Raw genomic sequence first — 13,754 nt, forward strand, 5'->3', positions numbered from 1 at the left:
AGGACGGCCGGGCGCGCGGCCGGCCGTCCTCAGCGGCATCAGAGATGCGGCTCAGGCCAGGTGGCCACCGATCTTCGTGTAGCCGCGCAGCAGGTCCCGCGAGATGATCAGCCGCTGCATCTCGTCGGTGCCCTCGAAGATCCGGTAGAGCCGGACCTGCCGGTACCAGCGTTCGATCGGCAACTCTCGGGTGTAGCCCATGCCGCCGTGGATCTGGAGCACCCGGTCGACCACCCGGTTGACCATGCCGGCCCCGTAGAGCTTGCCCATCGACGAGGCGTGCCGAGGGTCCAGGCCCGCGTCGACGGTCCACGCCGAGCGCAGCACCAGCCAGCGGGCCGCCTCCAGCTCCGTCTCGGAGTCGGCGATCATCCACTGGATGGCCTGGTTGGCGCCGATCTTCGTGCCGAAGGTCTCCCGGGTGTTGGCGTACTCGATGGCCATCTGCAACACCCGCTCGGCGATGCCGATGGCGTGCGACGGGATGGTGTAGCGCCCCTTGCCGATCCACTCCATGCCGAGCGTGAAGCCCTGCCCGATCTCACCGAGGATGTTGCGGTGCGGCACGCGTACGCCGTCGAAGATGAGCGACGCGGGCCCGCCCTCGCCCATCGTCTGGATGAACTCCGAACGCCAGCCCATCGACCGGTCCACCAGGAACGCGGTGGCGCCGCCGTTGCGGGCGCCCTTCTCCCGGTCGGTCACGGCGACCACGATGGCGAAGTCGGCGTCGTGGCCGCCGGTGATGAAGGTCTTCTCGCCGTCGAGGATCCAGTCGTCGCCGTCGCGGCGGGCGGACAGCCGGATGTTCGCCGCGTCGGATCCGGCGCCCGGCTCGGTGATCGCGAAGCAGGAGCGTCGCTCGCCCTCGATGGTCGGGATGAGGAACTCCCGCTTCTGCTCCTCGGTGGCGTGGAACAGGATGTTGTCGGCCTCCCCGCCGAAGCGGAACGGCACGAACGTGCGGCCCAGCTCGGTCCAGATCAACGACTGGAGTACGGCTGGCAGGTTCATCCCGCCGTACTCCTCCGGGGTGGCCAGGCCCCAGAAGCCGAACTTGCGCGCCTTGAGTTGCAGTTCGCGCACCTCGGAGTGGTCGAGGCCCGGCTGGTGCGCCCGTTCCCGGCGGAGCACCTCCGCTTCCAGGGGCATCACCTCGCGGGTGATGAACGCGCGCACCGTGTCTCGGACGGCGCGTTCCTCGTCGGACAGTGCGAAGTCCACGGTTCCCCCTCGGTCGGCGTGGTGGTGCGCCGCCACGGGCCGTGGCGGTCCCTCATAAACTAGCGGTGTAAGTTTTCATTCGTCCAGACCCCTTCTCCGGCCGACGTGGTGACGCCTGCCCGCAGGCGGTCCCCGATAGGGTGCGTGAACAGGTGGTTCCCACGGGGAGGGACACCGCAGACCGAGGAGTTCTGACGTGCCCCGACCTCGACGGCCTCTGCTCACCCGCGACCGGATCGTCGAGACGGCGCTCGCGCTGATCGACGCCGACGGGCTCGGCGCGCTCTCCACCCGCCGACTCGCCGCCGCGCTCGGCGTACAGGGCCCCTCGCTCTACAACCACTTCGCCACCAAGGACGAAATCCTCGACGCGGTCGCCGACACTGTCACCGGTGCCGTCGACACCAGCGGCTTCGCCAGCCGGGACTGGCTCGCCGCGCTGCGGGACTGGGCCTGGTCGTACCGGCGTGCCCTCACCGCGCACCCGAACATCGTGCCGTACCTGGCGCAGGGGCCGGGTCGTCGACCGGCAGCCCTCGCCATGGCCGACGCGGTCTACGGCGGGCTGGTCCGCGCCGGCTGGCCGCCGGCCCGCGCCACCCACATCGGCGCGGCGCTGCGTTACTTCGTGGCCGGGTCGGCGCTCGGCTCGTTCGCCCGTGGTTTCGTCGAGGACCCGGAGCTGTACGCGGCGCACTACCCACACCTGCGCCAGGCCCACCGGCTCGCCGAGCATCAGCAGAGCGTGGACGAGGGCGCCTTCGCCCTCGGCCTGGACGCCCTGCTGCACGGTCTGGCCGCCGAGTACACCCGCACCGTCGAGACGGTGGAGTCCGCCCGGCCCAACGGGTAGCGTCCAAACTCCCAGCGCTAGTTTCATCGCCCGTCGCGACCCCCGTCGCCATCGCCCATCGCCCACCCTCGAAGGGACGACATGGACCTCGCCGCCCCGCCGTCGCTGTTGCCCGACTCCCTGCGCTTCCGGCGCCACCTGCACCTCGGCGGGGAGTGGACGCCTCCCGCCGATACCGGTCTCATCGACGTGGAGAACCCGAGCACCGGGGAACCGATCGGGCAGGTGCCGGCCGGCAGCCCGGCCGACGTGGATCGCGCCGTGGCCGCGGCCCGCGCCGCGTTTCCCGGCTGGTCGGCCGCCACCCCCGCCGAGCGCTCCGCCCACCTCGACCGGCTGCACGCGGCGCTCACCGCCCGCGCCGACGACCTCGCCCGCACCATCGCCGTCGAGCTGGGCTCGCCGCTCAAGCTCGCCACCCGGGTGCAGGTCGGGCTCCCGCTGACGGTGCTGCGCGACCACGTCGCGCTCGCCGCCCGCGCGCCGGTCGAGGAGAGCATCGGCAACTCCCTCGTCGTCCGCGAGCCGATCGGCGTGGTCGGCGCGATCACCCCGTGGAACTACCCACTGCACCAGGTGATGGCGAAGCTCGCACCCGCCCTGGCCGCCGGCTGCACCGTGGTGCTCAAACCCAGCGAGCTGACCCCGTTGACCGCGTACCTGCTCTTCGACGCGGTCACCGAAGCCGGCCTGCCGCCGGGCGTGCTGAACCTGGTCCCCGGCACCGGGCCGGTGGTGGGTGAGGCGCTCGCCGGGCACCCCGACGTCGACCTGGTCTCGTTCACCGGCTCCACCGCCACCGGCGCGCGGATCATGCGGCTCGCCGCCGACCGCATCGCCCGGGTCGCGCTGGAGCTGGGCGGCAAGTCCGCCAACGTGATCCTCCCCGACGCCGACCTGGCCACCGCCGTCAAGGTGGGCGTCGGCAACGCTCTGCTCAACTCCGGGCAGACCTGTACCGCCTGGACCCGGATGCTGGTGCACCGCGACCGGTACGACGAAGCCCTCCACCTGATCGCCACGGCGGTAGCCGGCTACCGCCTCGGTGATCCGTTCGACCCGGTGACCCGGCTCGGCCCGCTGGTCTCCGCCGCTCAGGCCGGGCGGGTGCGTGGCCACATCGACCGGGCCCTGGCCGACGGCGCCCGGCTGGTCGCCGGCGGGCCCGACGCCCCGGTGCCGACCCGGGGGCACTTCGTCGCCCCGACCGTCTTCGCCGACGTGCATCCCGACAGCGCGCTCGCCCAGGAGGAGGTCTTCGGCCCGGTGCTCGCCGTCATCCCGTTCGCCGACACCGACGAGGCGGTCGCCATCGCCAACAACTCGAAGTACGGGCTGGCCGGCGCGGTCTGGTCCGCCGACACCGACGCGGCGCTCGCGGTGGCCCGGCGGCTGCGCACCGGCGCCGTCGACATCAACGGTGCCCCGTTCAACCCGCTCGCCCCGTTCGGCGGCTACAAGCAGTCCGGCCTGGGCCGGGAGTTGGGCGTGCACGGGCTGGCCGAGTTCTGCGAGCTGAAGGCGATCCAGCGATGACCGACCCCGAGCTGTCCCCGGCCGCGCCCGCGGGCCGCATCGAACCGTCGCCGGCCGCGCCGGGTGGCGGCACCGAGCCGGCGTCCGCGCCGGTCGTTGTTCGCGCGCTGGTCGCGCGCGGGTCCGGCGCCGAGCTGCGGGTCGAGCGGGTACGCCTGCCCGCGCCCGGCCCCGGCGAGGTGCGGGTGACGATCAGGGCGGCCGGTGTCTGCCACTCCGACCTGTCCATGGTCAACGGCACCCTCGCCGCGAGGTTCCCGCTGGTGCTCGGGCACGAGGCGACCGGCGTGGTGGCCGAGGTCGGGCCGGGCGGCCAACTGACGGTCGGCACCCCGGTGGTGCTCAACTGGGCGCCGGCCTGCCGGGCCTGCTGGTGGTGTCGGCGCGGCGAGCCGTGGCTCTGCGCCGACACCACCGCCCCGACCGTGGCGCGCGGCGAGACCGACGACGGGGTTCCGCTGCACCTGACCCTCGGCCTCGGCGCGCTCGCCGAGGCTGTGGTGGTACCCGAACGGGCCGTCATCCCGATCCCCGCCGGGCTGCCGCCCGAGCAGGCCGCACTGCTCGGCTGCGCGGTGCTCACCGGCGTCGGCGCGGTCCGGAACACCGCCCGGGTGGCGCCCGGCGAGTCGGTCGCTGTCGTCGGGCTCGGTGGGGTCGGGCTCGCCGTGCTCAGCGCGGCCCGCCGGGCCGGTGCCACGCCGATCCTGGCCATCGACGTCGCCGAGGCGAAACGGGACCTGGCGCTCGCCGCCGGGGCGACCGACTTCCTGCTCTCCGACGACCGGCTCTCCAAGGAGGTACGGGCGCGCACCGAGAGCCGGGGCGTCGACCACGCCTTCGAGTGCGTCGGTCGGGCCGCCACCATCCGCGCCGCCTGGCGGCTGACCCGGCGTGGGGGAGCGGTGACGGTGGTGGGCATGGGCGCGAAGGACGACATGGTCAGCCTGGGCGCGCTGGACATCTTCCACTCCGCGCGCACGCTGCGCTCCTCGGTGTACGGCTCGTCCGACCCGGACCGGGAGGTGCCGGTGCTGGCCGCCGAACTGGCCGACAGCGCACTGGATCTGGGTGTGCTGGTCAGCGGGACGGTTCCGTTGGACGAGGCGCCTGCGGCGTTCGACCGGTTGGCGCGGGGAGAGGGCGCTCGCTGGGTGGTCACCCTGGACTGACGCTCGTCACAGCTGTCGGGCGACTGACGTGGTTGGCCAGGTGCCCTGGGTCGACCCCGGAAGGGCCAACCCTGGGCACCCGGGCAACGAGGCCGGGGGACTGGTCAGAAGGGTGGGGCGTCCTCGCCCATCAGCGCCAGCACGACGCCGCCCTTGCCGCTCTTGAGGCCCTGGACGACGACCTTGCCGGTGCTGCCGTCGGGCAGCTCCAAGGTGAAGGTCTTGCCGACCGCGTTCTTGGGGCCGTTGCCGGCGCTGTTGGCGGGCCGGAAGTCGCCTGCCCAGGGCGGAATCCCGCCCCTACGGGCCGGCTCGGCGAAGAGCGCGGCGGTGCCGGGGGTCCTGGTGCCGTCTGAGGAAAGGAGCACTGAGGCGCTGCGAAAGGTAGCCATATGCGCCAAGGCTAACCCGGACCAAGCCGTTCGCGGCACCACCGCCGCCCGGAAAGGCGATTCGGTCGACCTCTCGTCCCGGTGTGTTGCGCCGGGAGTCATACCTAGCAGTACTATGCATCGTACTTCTAGGTTTGGGAGTGGGGGGTTCCGTGAAGGTCGCCAAGGATCTGGTCGCCGCCTCGGCGACGCCGATGGTGCTCGGCATCCTGGCTGAGGGTGAGAGCTACGGGTACGCCATCCTCAGGCGGATCAACGAACTGTCCGGGGGTGAGCTGGACTGGACCGAAGGGCTGCTCTATCCGTTGCTGCACCGGCTCGAGCGCCTCGGTCACCTGGAGTCGAGCTGGCAGGCGGTCGCCGGCGAGCGGAAGCGCAAGTACTACCGCGTCACCGACCGGGGTCTGGCCGAACTGGCCGAGCAGCGTCGGCAGTGGGACACAGTGGTGGGCGCGCTCAAGGAGATCTGGCACGACCGCGCGCCGCTGACGGTGCGCCCGTTGGAGGGCCTGGCATGACGGCGCACGAGGGGCCGCAGGAGTTGGAAGCGCAGTTCGAGCAGTGGCGTCAGTACGTGCTGCGCCGCCGGGAACTGCAACCGGTGGACGCCGACGAACTGGAAGACCACCTTCGTGGCTCCGTCGACGAGCTCGTGGCCGCCGGCCTGAGCCCGGACGAGGCGTTCCTGGTCGCTGTGAAACGAATGGGCAGCCTCGACGACCTGTCCCGCGAGTTCGCCCGGGAACATTCCGAACGGTTGTGGAAGCAGTTGGTGCTGACCGGCGACTCCGGCAGCCCGGTCGGCGGCACGCGCTCCCGCCGGGACCTGTGGGTCATGCTCGGCTGTGCGGCGGGTGCGGTGGCGTCCGTCAAGGTGCCGGCGCTGTTCGGGCTGAGTTTCGCCGACGACGGCTCGTTCTACGCGCGGAACTTCACACTGTTCGCGCTGCCCTGGCTGGCGGCGTACCTGGCCTGGCGCCGGGGGGCCGGACGGACGGTGATCGCGGCACTGGCGGTGCTCTTCGTCCTCGGCGCCGTGGCGGCCAACGCCTACCCCCTGGCGGACGATTCGCAGTCCGTTGTCGTCACCAGCATCCATCTGCCCATCGCCCTGTGGCTGGTGGTCGGCCTGGCCTATGTCGCCGACGACTGGCGCTCCTCCCGTCGACGCATGGACTTCATCCGATTCACCGGCGAGTGGTTCATCTACCTGGTGCTGATGGCCCTCGGCGGCGGCGTGCTCTCCGCGTTCCTGTTCAACACCTTCGCGGCCATCGGGATCGTCCCGGAGGCGTTCATCTCGCAGTGGCTGCTGCCCGCAGGCGCCGCGGCCGCGGTCGTGGTGGCCGGGTGGCTCGTCGAGGCCAAGCAGAGTGTCGTCGAGAACATCGCGCCGGTCCTCACCCGGCTGTTCACCCCGCTCTTCACCGCCGCGCTGCTCGCCTTCCTCGTCGCTGTCGTCTGGACCAGCCACGGCATCGACGTCGAGCGGGAGGCGCTGCTCCTCTTCGACCTCCTGCTGGTCGTGGTGCTGGGGCTGCTGCTCTACTCACTCTCGGCCCGTGACCCGCTGGCCCCGCCCGGCCCGTTCGACAAACTCCAACTCGCGCTGGTGGTCAGTGCGTTGGCCATCGACGTGCTGGTGCTGGCGGAGATCACCGGGCGCATCACCGACGAGTACGGCGGTACGCCCAACCGGGCGGCAGCGCTCGGCGAGAACGTGATCCTGCTGGTCAACCTCGCGTGGTCGGCGTGGCTGCTGCTGTCCTTCATCCGTCGGCGCACACCGTTCGCGACGCTCGAACGGTGGCAGACCGGCTACCTGCCCGTGTACGCCGTGTGGGCCTGGATCGTGGTCCTCGTCTTCCCGCCGCTGTTCAGCTTCGCCTAGGCGGTCAATTCCTCACGGCTCCACCGTGCGCTCGGCTGGCCCGCGATGTCGATCTGCCGAGGAGCGGTATACCTCGGAGGCATATTTATGCCTCTGAGGTATACCGCTTGATGCCGCACCCGCCCCGACGAAGGTGACCGACGGTGATCGTCCTGGGGCTGTGGGTCACTTGCCGGTGACGATGCCCGGGTTGATGCAGAGCCCCGGGTTCGCGCCGTTCTTCTCCGCGATCTCCAGACAACGGGTCACCTTGTCGACAGTGGCGTTGGTCTCGGTGATCTGCTTGGAGATCTCGGCGTTCTTGCGGTCCTGCTCCAGGTTGCGGGTCTGCGCCAGCTTGTCCTGGAACGCCTTGATGTTGCCCTCGGTCTTGTCGTCGTGGTTCACCCGGGTGATGGTCACCGAGAGGATGTCCACGTCGGTGGCGAGGCGGGTCTCCGCGCTGGTCTTGATGTTCGCGGCGAACGGCTTCAGGTCGACGTTGAGGTCGCCGGTCTGGGCGTCGATCTTCTCCAGCGGGTTGTACGCGGCGAAGGCGTCGTTGACCGCGCTGTCGAGCTGCACACCCACCCGCTGACCCCGGAAGCTGCCGAAGTCGCCCTTGTAGTCCATGAACTGCTTCGGCGCGTTCTCCGGCTTGACCTGCCATTCGACGAGCACCTCGACGCAGGCGTCGGCGAGGGTGCCGGTGCGCACACGCACGCAGTTGTCGCCGCCGATGTGGTCGTACTTCTGGCGGCCCGCGTCCCACTCCCCGACCTTCTGCCAGGGTGCCACCCACTTCAGGCCCGAGCCGGTCACCTCGCCGGTGGGCTTGCCGAAGCTGGTGACGATGCCGACCGAGCGGATGGGTACCGAGTGGGCGCTGGAGGCGATGCCGACCACCAGCGTGAGGGCGAGAAAGCCGAGCGCCGCGAGGGCGGCCATCCGCTTGAGCGGCCGTGCGGGGGCGACGAGTGCGACGACGGCGCTGACCGCCAGGGCGACGGCGAAGACGATCGCCATGGTGAAGCCGACGGGCATGGGGTGGGAACCTTCCGGTGGGCTGTGTGGATCATCAACCTAGGGGGTCCGGTCAAGTCGACGGCGCGGGGGAGTGGAGTTCACGCACGTCAATCGCGGGTCGAATATGGAGCCCATCGACATGGTTCGACTCCAGCGGCCCGCCGTAGGTTTCGTCCACGCGACGGGCCTGTGACCACGGTCACCGAACCCACCGTCGCCGCGACGTGCGGAGGATGAGGCGATGGCCGGGCAAGCGCTCCTGTCGGCCCGTGGGCTGACCCGCGACTTCCGGGGCTTCCGGGCGGTCGACGACGTCGACCTCGACGTGGCGTCGGACAGCGTGCACGCGCTGGTCGGCCCGAACGGCGCGGGCAAGACCACCCTGTTCAACCTGCTCACCGGCTTCCTGCGACCCAGTGGTGGCCGGATCGAGCTGGGCGGGCGGGACGTCACCGGGCTGCCCCCGGAGCAGGTGGCCCGGCTCGGCGTGGCCCGTTCGTTCCAGATCACCAGCCTCTTTCCCCAACTGTCCGCGCGCGAACACGTCGCGCTGGCGTTGCAGTCGCCCAGTGGGCTGGGCTGGCGGTTCTGGCGGTCGGCGAAGCTGATGGGCCGCTACACCGAACGGGCCGACGAACTGCTGGCCATGGTGGGGCTCGCCGAGCTGGCGCACGCTCCCTCGGCGTCCCTGGCGTACGGCCGCAAACGCGCCCTGGAGCTGGCCATCGCGCTGGCGCTGGACCCGAAGGTGCTGCTGCTCGACGAGCCGACAGCGGGCATGGGCCTGGAGGACGTCGACCGCACCGTCGAGCTGATCGGTCGGGTCCGGCAGGGCCGGACCGTGGTGATGGTCGAGCACAACATGAGCGTGGTCGGCCGTCTCGCCGACACCGTCACAGTGCTCCAGGCCGGCAAGGTGCTCGTCGAGGGCCCGTACGAGCGGGTCCGCGCCGACGAGCGCGTGATCACCGCCTACCTGGGAGCCGCCGATGCTGCGCATTGACAACCTGTCCGCCTCCTACGGCGAGGCGCAGGTGCTGCGTGACGTCAGCCTCGAGGTCTGCGCCGGCGAGGTGGTCACCCTGGTCGGCCGCAACGGTGCCGGCAAGTCCACACTGCTGCGCTGCGTGATGGGGTTGCACCCCGGTCAGCGCGGCACCGTGGAGCTGGACGGGCGGGACATCACCAGGCTGCCGGCGCACAAGCGGGCCCGCCTGGGGCTGGGCTGGGTGCCCGACGACCGGGGCAGCTACGCCACGTTGACGGTCACCGAGAACCTCACGCTGCCACCCACAGTCGGCCCCGACCCGTGGTCGCTGGAGCGGGTGTACGAGGCGTTTCCGGCCCTGTACACCCGACGGGACTCGGCGGCCACCATGCTCTCCGGCGGCGAGCAGCAGATGCTCGCGCTGGCCCGGGTGCTGCGGATGGGCGCCCGGCTGCTGCTCTGCGACGAGCCCACCGAAGGGCTGTCGCCACTGCTGGTGCAACAGGTCGGCGACCTGCTGCGCGAGGCCAAACGGCACGGGGTGACGGTGCTGCTGGTCGAACAGAACCTGCACTTCGCCACCGGTGTCGCCGACCGGCACTACCTGCTGGCCGAGGGCCGGGTCGCCGAGGCGATGGACAACTCCGACGTGCTTTCGCGCGAACGCGAACTGCTCGCGTACCTCGGGATCTGAATTTCTCAACGACGACCCGCGCGACGCCGCGCGGAATGGATGGAGTGGGCATGCGCAGGACGATGGGTGTGGCCGCGGCGTCGGCCGTGGTGGTGCTGGCCGCCGGATGCGGCGGCGGTGGCCCCCAGTCGAGTGGCGACCAGAAGCTGACCGGCGACAAGATCGTGCTGGGCGTGCTCAACGACCAGTCCGGGGCGTACTCGGAGTTGTCCGGAAAGAACTCGGTGGCGGCGGTGGAGATGGCCATCGCCGACTTCACCGCGAAGTACGGCGACAAGGCGGTGACCAAGAACATCACAGTGGAGACCGCCGACCACCAGAACAAGCCGGACGTGGCCAACTCCAAGGCCCAGGAGATGTACGACCGCAAGGGCGTCGACCTGATCCTGGACGTGCCCACCTCGTCGGCCGCGCTGAAGGTCGCCGACGTGGCGAAGGAGAAGAAGAAGCTCTATTTCAACATCGGTGCGGCGACCACCGACCTGACCGGCAAGAGCTGCAACAAGTACACCTTCCACTACGCGTACGACACGTACATGCTGGCCAACGGCACCGGAAAGACCACCACTGAGCAGATCGGCAAGAACTGGTACATCCTCTACCCGAACTACGCCTTCGGTCAGGACATGGAGAAGAGCTTCTCCACAGCGATCACGGCGGCCGGCGGCACTGTCGTCGGCAAGGACGGGGCGCCGTTTCCGAACACCAGCGGTGACTTCTCCACCTTCCTGCTCAAGGCGCCGAACCTGAACCCGAAGCCGGACGTGCTGGGCACCATGCAGGCCGGCGCGGAACTGGTCAACGTGGTGAAGCAGTACAACGAGTTCAAGCTGCGGGACAAGGGCGTCGGCCTGGCGGTGGGGCTGATGTTCCTCACCGACATCCACTCGCTCACCCCGGCGGCGCTGGCCGGCACCACGTACACCGATGCCTGGTACTGGAACTTCGACGCCAAGAACCGGGAGTTCGCCCACCGCTTCCAGCAGAAGGCCGGCACCCGGCCGACCTTCGCGCACGCCGCCAACTACTCCGCGGCGTTGCAGTACCTGGAGGCGGTGCAGGCCGCCGGCACCGACGACGCGGACGCCGTGGTCAAGGGCCTGGAGGGCAAGACGGTCGAGGACGTCTTCCTGCGCAACGGGAAGATCCGCGCCGAGGACCACCGGGTGGTGCACGACGCGTACCTGGCCCAGGTGAAGCCGCAGTCCGAGGTTGCCGAGCCGTGGGACTACGTGAAGGTGCTCAAGACGATCCCCGCCGCGGAGGCGTTCCGCGCGCCCTCGGCGGACTGCAAACTATGAGCGGATTCGCGCAGAACACGTTCAACGGGTTGGTGAGCGGGGCGTTCTACGCCCTGCTCGCCCTCGGGCTCGCTGTCATCTTCGGCATGCTGCGGGTCGTCAACTTCGCCCACGGCGCGTTCTACATGCTCGGCGCGTTCGGGGCGTACGTGCTGCTCAGCGAGGCGGGCGTGCCGTTCTGGGCCGCCCTGGTGATCATGCCGGTGGGGTTGGGTCTGCTCGGCATGGCGCTGGAACGCGCGGTGATCCACCGGCTGACCAAACTGGACCCGCTCTACAACTTCCTGCTCACCTTCGGTCTGACGCTGATCCTTCAGGACCTGGTGAAACTGCGCTACGGCGTGCAGTCCAGCCCGTACGAGACGCCGTCGCTGTTGAGCGGTTCGGTCGACTTCGGGCTGTTCGACTTTCCGACGTACCGGGTGTTCATCCTCGGCTTCGCGGTGCTGCTCTGTGTCGCGGTGTGGTGGGTGCTGACCCGGACCCGGATCGGCATGGTGGTCCGTGCGGCCACCGAGCGGCCGGACCTGACCCGCGCGTTCGGCATCGACGTCGGACGGTGGGTGACCCCGGTCTTCGGCTTCGGCATCGGGCTGGCCGGTCTCGCCGGTGTGCTGGCCGCGCCGATGCGCGCGGTCAACCCGCTGATGGGCGCCGACCTGATCATCGTGGTGTTCGCCGTGGTGGTGATCGGCGGGCTGGGTTCGATCTTCGGGTCGGTCGCCGCCGGCTTCGGTATCGGACTCGTGCAGGCGTGGGGTGAGGCGTACCTCTCCAACTTTCCGCTCGTCTCGCAGACGATCGTCTTCGTGGTGATGGCCGGCGTGCTGCTCTGGCGCCCGGCCGGCCTGTTCGGTCGGGAGGAGGCCCCCGCATGACCAACACAGTGGACACTCCTACCGACGCGTCGCGTTCGACGCCACCGTCCGGGCTGATCGCCGTGGCCCGGGCCCCCGGCTGGGTCCGGTACGCGCTGCTCGCCGTCGGCCTGGCCGTCGCGGCGTGGCTGCCCAACGGCCTCTACCCGGCGGTCGCCGTTGACATCCTCTGCTGGGCGCTGTTCGCCGTGGCGGTGGATCTGCTGCTCGGCTTCACCGGGCTGATGTCCTTCGGTCACGCCGCGTTCTGGGGCACCTCCGCGTACGTCACCGGGCTGGTGGCCATCCACGTCGGCCTGCCGTTCCCTCTCGCGGTGCTGGCCGGGGCCCTCGCCGCGGCCGTGCTGGCGGTGCCGATCGGCTACCTGGCGGTCAAGCGGACCGGCATCTACTTCGCCATGGTGACCCTGGCCTTCGCGCAGATGGTCTACTACGTCGCCAACGAGTGGCGCTCGGTGACCCAGGGCGAGAACGGCCTCCAGGGGGTGCCCCGCGAGCTGTTCGGCCTCGACCTCACCGACGACTACTTCTTCTACTACGCGATCCTGCCGATCGTGCTGCTCGGGCTCGCCGCCGCCTGGCGGATCGTGCACTCGCCGTTCGGCCGGGTGCTGGTCGGCATCCGGGACAACCCCGCGCGGGCGCGGGCGCTGGGTTACCCGGTGCACCGCTACAAGCTCACCGCGTTCGTGCTCTCCGGGTTCATCGCCGGCCTCGGTGGCGGGTTGTTCGCTGTCGGCCACCGGTTCGTCTCGCTGGACGTGCTGCACTGGACCACCTCCGGCAAGGCGGTCATCGTGGTGGTGCTCGGCGGGATCGGCACCCTCTGGGGTGGGGTGCTCGGCGCCGCCCTCGTGGTCCGGTTGGAGGACTGGCTGTCGTTCTCCGGGTTCGAGGCGATCGGCCTGGTGACCGGCGGCATCTTCGTCCTCGTCGTGGTGCTGTTCCGGCGCGGCATCTGGGGCAGCGTCGCCGCGCTGGCCCACCGACTGGCGGCCCGCCGCCGCTGAAACTCACCCGACGGCGCATCCGCCACGCGCCGTCCGAGCGAACCCCCGGGTAGAGACCGTCTACCCGGGGGTACGTCTGGTGCTGACCGATCCGATGCCGGCGGAGGCCGTGGAGATCGCGCACAAGCAGGTTTCGCTGGCGGCCGAGGACCTGGACGCCAACGGCGTCGCGACGCTGGTGTTGGAGTTGGTCGAGGCGTGGGGCGTGCCGGCGCTCTGGGAGCAGGTCTGCCGTCCGCTGCTGGCCCGGCTGTCGGGGCGTACCGCCGCCGAGATCGTCGTCGAGCACGCCCTCTTCGAGGGCGTCCGGGTCGGGTTGGACGCGTACCGGCGGGAACCGGGCCGGTCACTGCCCACCGGCGGGGTGCTGCTGGCCGGCGCCGAGAAGGAGGCGCACAGCCTGGGTCTGCTGGCGCTCGCCGCCGCGCTGCGCGAGCAGGGCCGCGGCTGTCTGAACCTCGGCCCCGCGCTGCCCTGGTCCGCGCTCACCAGCGCTGTGTACCGGGCCCGCCCGCGCATCGTCGTGCTCTGGTCGCAGACGCCGCTCACCGGCCGCGCGTACCGCCTGGTGCGCTTCGCCCGGGACTTTCCGCTCCTTCGGGTGTACGGCGCCGGGCCGGGCTGGATCGAGCCGCTCGGCGGTCCGGCGGTCCGTCTCGGCACGTTGACGGAGGCCGTCGACGCCTGCCTGGCGGCCGCGTCCGGGCGTGATGCCCACCACATACGATACGGATCGGTGCCGTATCGTTAATACGCGTCGTAGGCTGACCCGCGTTACGAGTCTGACCCGTATCGTATTTCGTCGCGGGT

General features: G+C 70.6%; 14 protein-coding genes. 11 read left to right on the plus strand and 3 right to left on the minus strand.

The window, feature by feature from the left end:
• Positions 1 to 51: 51 nt before the first annotated feature.
• On the minus strand, positions 52 to 1,224 hold the full coding sequence (locus tag PSH03_RS07565; protein ID WP_210784959.1) for an acyl-CoA dehydrogenase family protein: 1,173 nt from the start codon (positions 1,222 to 1,224) through the stop codon (positions 52 to 54).
• A gap of 196 nt (positions 1,225 to 1,420) precedes the next feature.
• Between PSH03_RS07565 and PSH03_RS07570 the strand changes: the two genes are divergently transcribed.
• The 3 genes from PSH03_RS07570 (at position 1,421) to PSH03_RS07580 (ending at position 4,785) form a co-directional block, all read left to right on the plus strand.
• A complete protein-coding gene (locus PSH03_RS07570; RefSeq protein WP_210784958.1) occupies positions 1,421 to 2,077 on the plus strand; it encodes a TetR/AcrR family transcriptional regulator C-terminal domain-containing protein in 657 nt (218 codons plus the stop codon).
• A gap of 81 nt (positions 2,078 to 2,158) precedes the next feature.
• Entirely contained in the window at positions 2,159 to 3,613 is a 1,455-nt protein-coding gene (locus tag PSH03_RS07575; RefSeq protein WP_238688660.1) for an aldehyde dehydrogenase family protein, read from the plus strand.
• Positions 3,610 to 4,785 (plus strand): alcohol dehydrogenase catalytic domain-containing protein, encoded by a 1,176-nt coding sequence (locus tag PSH03_RS07580; RefSeq protein WP_238688661.1) that lies wholly within the window; start codon positions 3,610 to 3,612, stop codon positions 4,783 to 4,785. Before PSH03_RS07575 ends, PSH03_RS07580 begins: the two co-directional genes overlap by 4 nt.
• 104 nt (positions 4,786 to 4,889) lie before the next feature.
• Here PSH03_RS07580 and PSH03_RS07585 read toward each other — a convergent pair whose 3' ends face one another.
• Positions 4,890 to 5,153 carry a hypothetical protein gene (locus PSH03_RS07585; RefSeq protein WP_091402229.1) on the minus strand — a complete coding sequence of 88 codons (264 nt, stop codon included), beginning with the start codon at positions 5,151 to 5,153 and terminating at the stop codon, positions 4,890 to 4,892.
• 218 nt (positions 5,154 to 5,371) lie between these two features.
• Here PSH03_RS07585 and PSH03_RS07590 point away from each other — a divergent pair, with 218 nt between their 5' ends.
• On the plus strand, positions 5,372 to 5,695 hold the full coding sequence (locus PSH03_RS07590) for a PadR family transcriptional regulator (protein WP_255750225.1): 324 nt from the start codon (positions 5,372 to 5,374) through the stop codon (positions 5,693 to 5,695).
• Positions 5,692 to 7,068 carry a permease prefix domain 1-containing protein gene (locus tag PSH03_RS07595; protein ID WP_238688663.1) on the plus strand — a complete coding sequence of 459 codons (1,377 nt, stop codon included), beginning with the start codon at positions 5,692 to 5,694 and terminating at the stop codon, positions 7,066 to 7,068. The genes PSH03_RS07590 and PSH03_RS07595 overlap by 4 nt, the downstream gene beginning before the upstream one ends.
• Before the next feature lie 165 nt (positions 7,069 to 7,233).
• Here the strand turns inward: PSH03_RS07595 and PSH03_RS07600 are convergent, their stop codons facing one another.
• A complete protein-coding gene (locus tag PSH03_RS07600; protein WP_210784954.1) occupies positions 7,234 to 8,091 on the minus strand; it encodes an SPFH domain-containing protein in 858 nt (285 codons plus the stop codon).
• Positions 8,092 to 8,314: 223 nt separating this feature from the next.
• Here PSH03_RS07600 and PSH03_RS07605 point away from each other — a divergent pair, with 223 nt between their 5' ends.
• The 6 genes from PSH03_RS07605 (at position 8,315) to PSH03_RS07630 (ending at position 13,695) form a co-directional block, all read left to right on the plus strand.
• Positions 8,315 to 9,076, plus strand: a complete 762-nt coding sequence (locus PSH03_RS07605) for an ABC transporter ATP-binding protein (RefSeq protein ID WP_238688664.1) — start codon at positions 8,315 to 8,317, stop codon at positions 9,074 to 9,076.
• Complete coding sequence (locus PSH03_RS07610; RefSeq protein ID WP_210784953.1) at positions 9,063 to 9,755, plus strand: ABC transporter ATP-binding protein; 693 nt, start codon at positions 9,063 to 9,065, stop codon at positions 9,753 to 9,755. Before PSH03_RS07605 ends, PSH03_RS07610 begins: the two co-directional genes overlap by 14 nt.
• A 50-nt stretch (positions 9,756 to 9,805) precedes the next feature.
• Positions 9,806 to 11,056, plus strand: coding sequence for an ABC transporter substrate-binding protein (locus PSH03_RS07615; protein ID WP_372494715.1), 1,251 nt, complete (start codon positions 9,806 to 9,808; stop codon positions 11,054 to 11,056).
• The gene (locus tag PSH03_RS07620; RefSeq protein WP_112583340.1) at positions 11,053 to 11,934 is read left to right on the plus strand and encodes a branched-chain amino acid ABC transporter permease; all 882 of its coding nucleotides are present in this window, start codon (positions 11,053 to 11,055) and stop codon (positions 11,932 to 11,934) included. Before PSH03_RS07615 ends, PSH03_RS07620 begins: the two co-directional genes overlap by 4 nt.
• A complete protein-coding gene (locus tag PSH03_RS07625; protein ID WP_210784951.1) occupies positions 11,931 to 12,944 on the plus strand; it encodes a branched-chain amino acid ABC transporter permease in 1,014 nt (337 codons plus the stop codon). Before PSH03_RS07620 ends, PSH03_RS07625 begins: the two co-directional genes overlap by 4 nt.
• Before the next feature lie 79 nt (positions 12,945 to 13,023).
• Positions 13,024 to 13,695: a transcriptional regulator gene (locus PSH03_RS07630; protein WP_238688665.1), complete on the plus strand. Its 672-nt coding sequence runs from the start codon at positions 13,024 to 13,026 to the stop codon at positions 13,693 to 13,695.
• Positions 13,696 to 13,754 lie beyond the last annotated feature (59 nt).

It is taken from the genome of Micromonospora salmantinae, assembly GCF_022230905.1.
GTDB lineage: Bacteria > Actinomycetota > Actinomycetes > Mycobacteriales > Micromonosporaceae > Micromonospora > Micromonospora salmantinae.

Coding starts and splice junctions, on each gene's coding strand:
- PSH03_RS07575 (WP_238688660.1), top strand. CDS start 2,159: ATGGACCTCGCCGCCCCGCCGTCGCTGTTGCCCGACTCCCTGCGCTTC.
- PSH03_RS07580 (WP_238688661.1), top strand. CDS start 3,610: ATGACCGACCCCGAGCTGTCCCCGGCCGCGCCCGCGGGCCGCATCGAA.
- PSH03_RS07590 (WP_255750225.1), top strand. CDS start 5,372: ATGGTGCTCGGCATCCTGGCTGAGGGTGAGAGCTACGGGTACGCCATC.
- PSH03_RS07595 (WP_238688663.1), top strand. CDS start 5,692: ATGACGGCGCACGAGGGGCCGCAGGAGTTGGAAGCGCAGTTCGAGCAG.
- PSH03_RS07600 (WP_210784954.1), bottom strand. CDS start 8,091: ATGCCCGTCGGCTTCACCATGGCGATCGTCTTCGCCGTCGCCCTGGCG.
- PSH03_RS07605 (WP_238688664.1), top strand. CDS start 8,315: ATGGCCGGGCAAGCGCTCCTGTCGGCCCGTGGGCTGACCCGCGACTTC.
- PSH03_RS07610 (WP_210784953.1), top strand. CDS start 9,063: ATGCTGCGCATTGACAACCTGTCCGCCTCCTACGGCGAGGCGCAGGTG.
- PSH03_RS07615 (WP_372494715.1), top strand. CDS start 9,806: ATGCGCAGGACGATGGGTGTGGCCGCGGCGTCGGCCGTGGTGGTGCTG.
- PSH03_RS07620 (WP_112583340.1), top strand. CDS start 11,053: ATGAGCGGATTCGCGCAGAACACGTTCAACGGGTTGGTGAGCGGGGCG.
- PSH03_RS07625 (WP_210784951.1), top strand. CDS start 11,931: ATGACCAACACAGTGGACACTCCTACCGACGCGTCGCGTTCGACGCCA.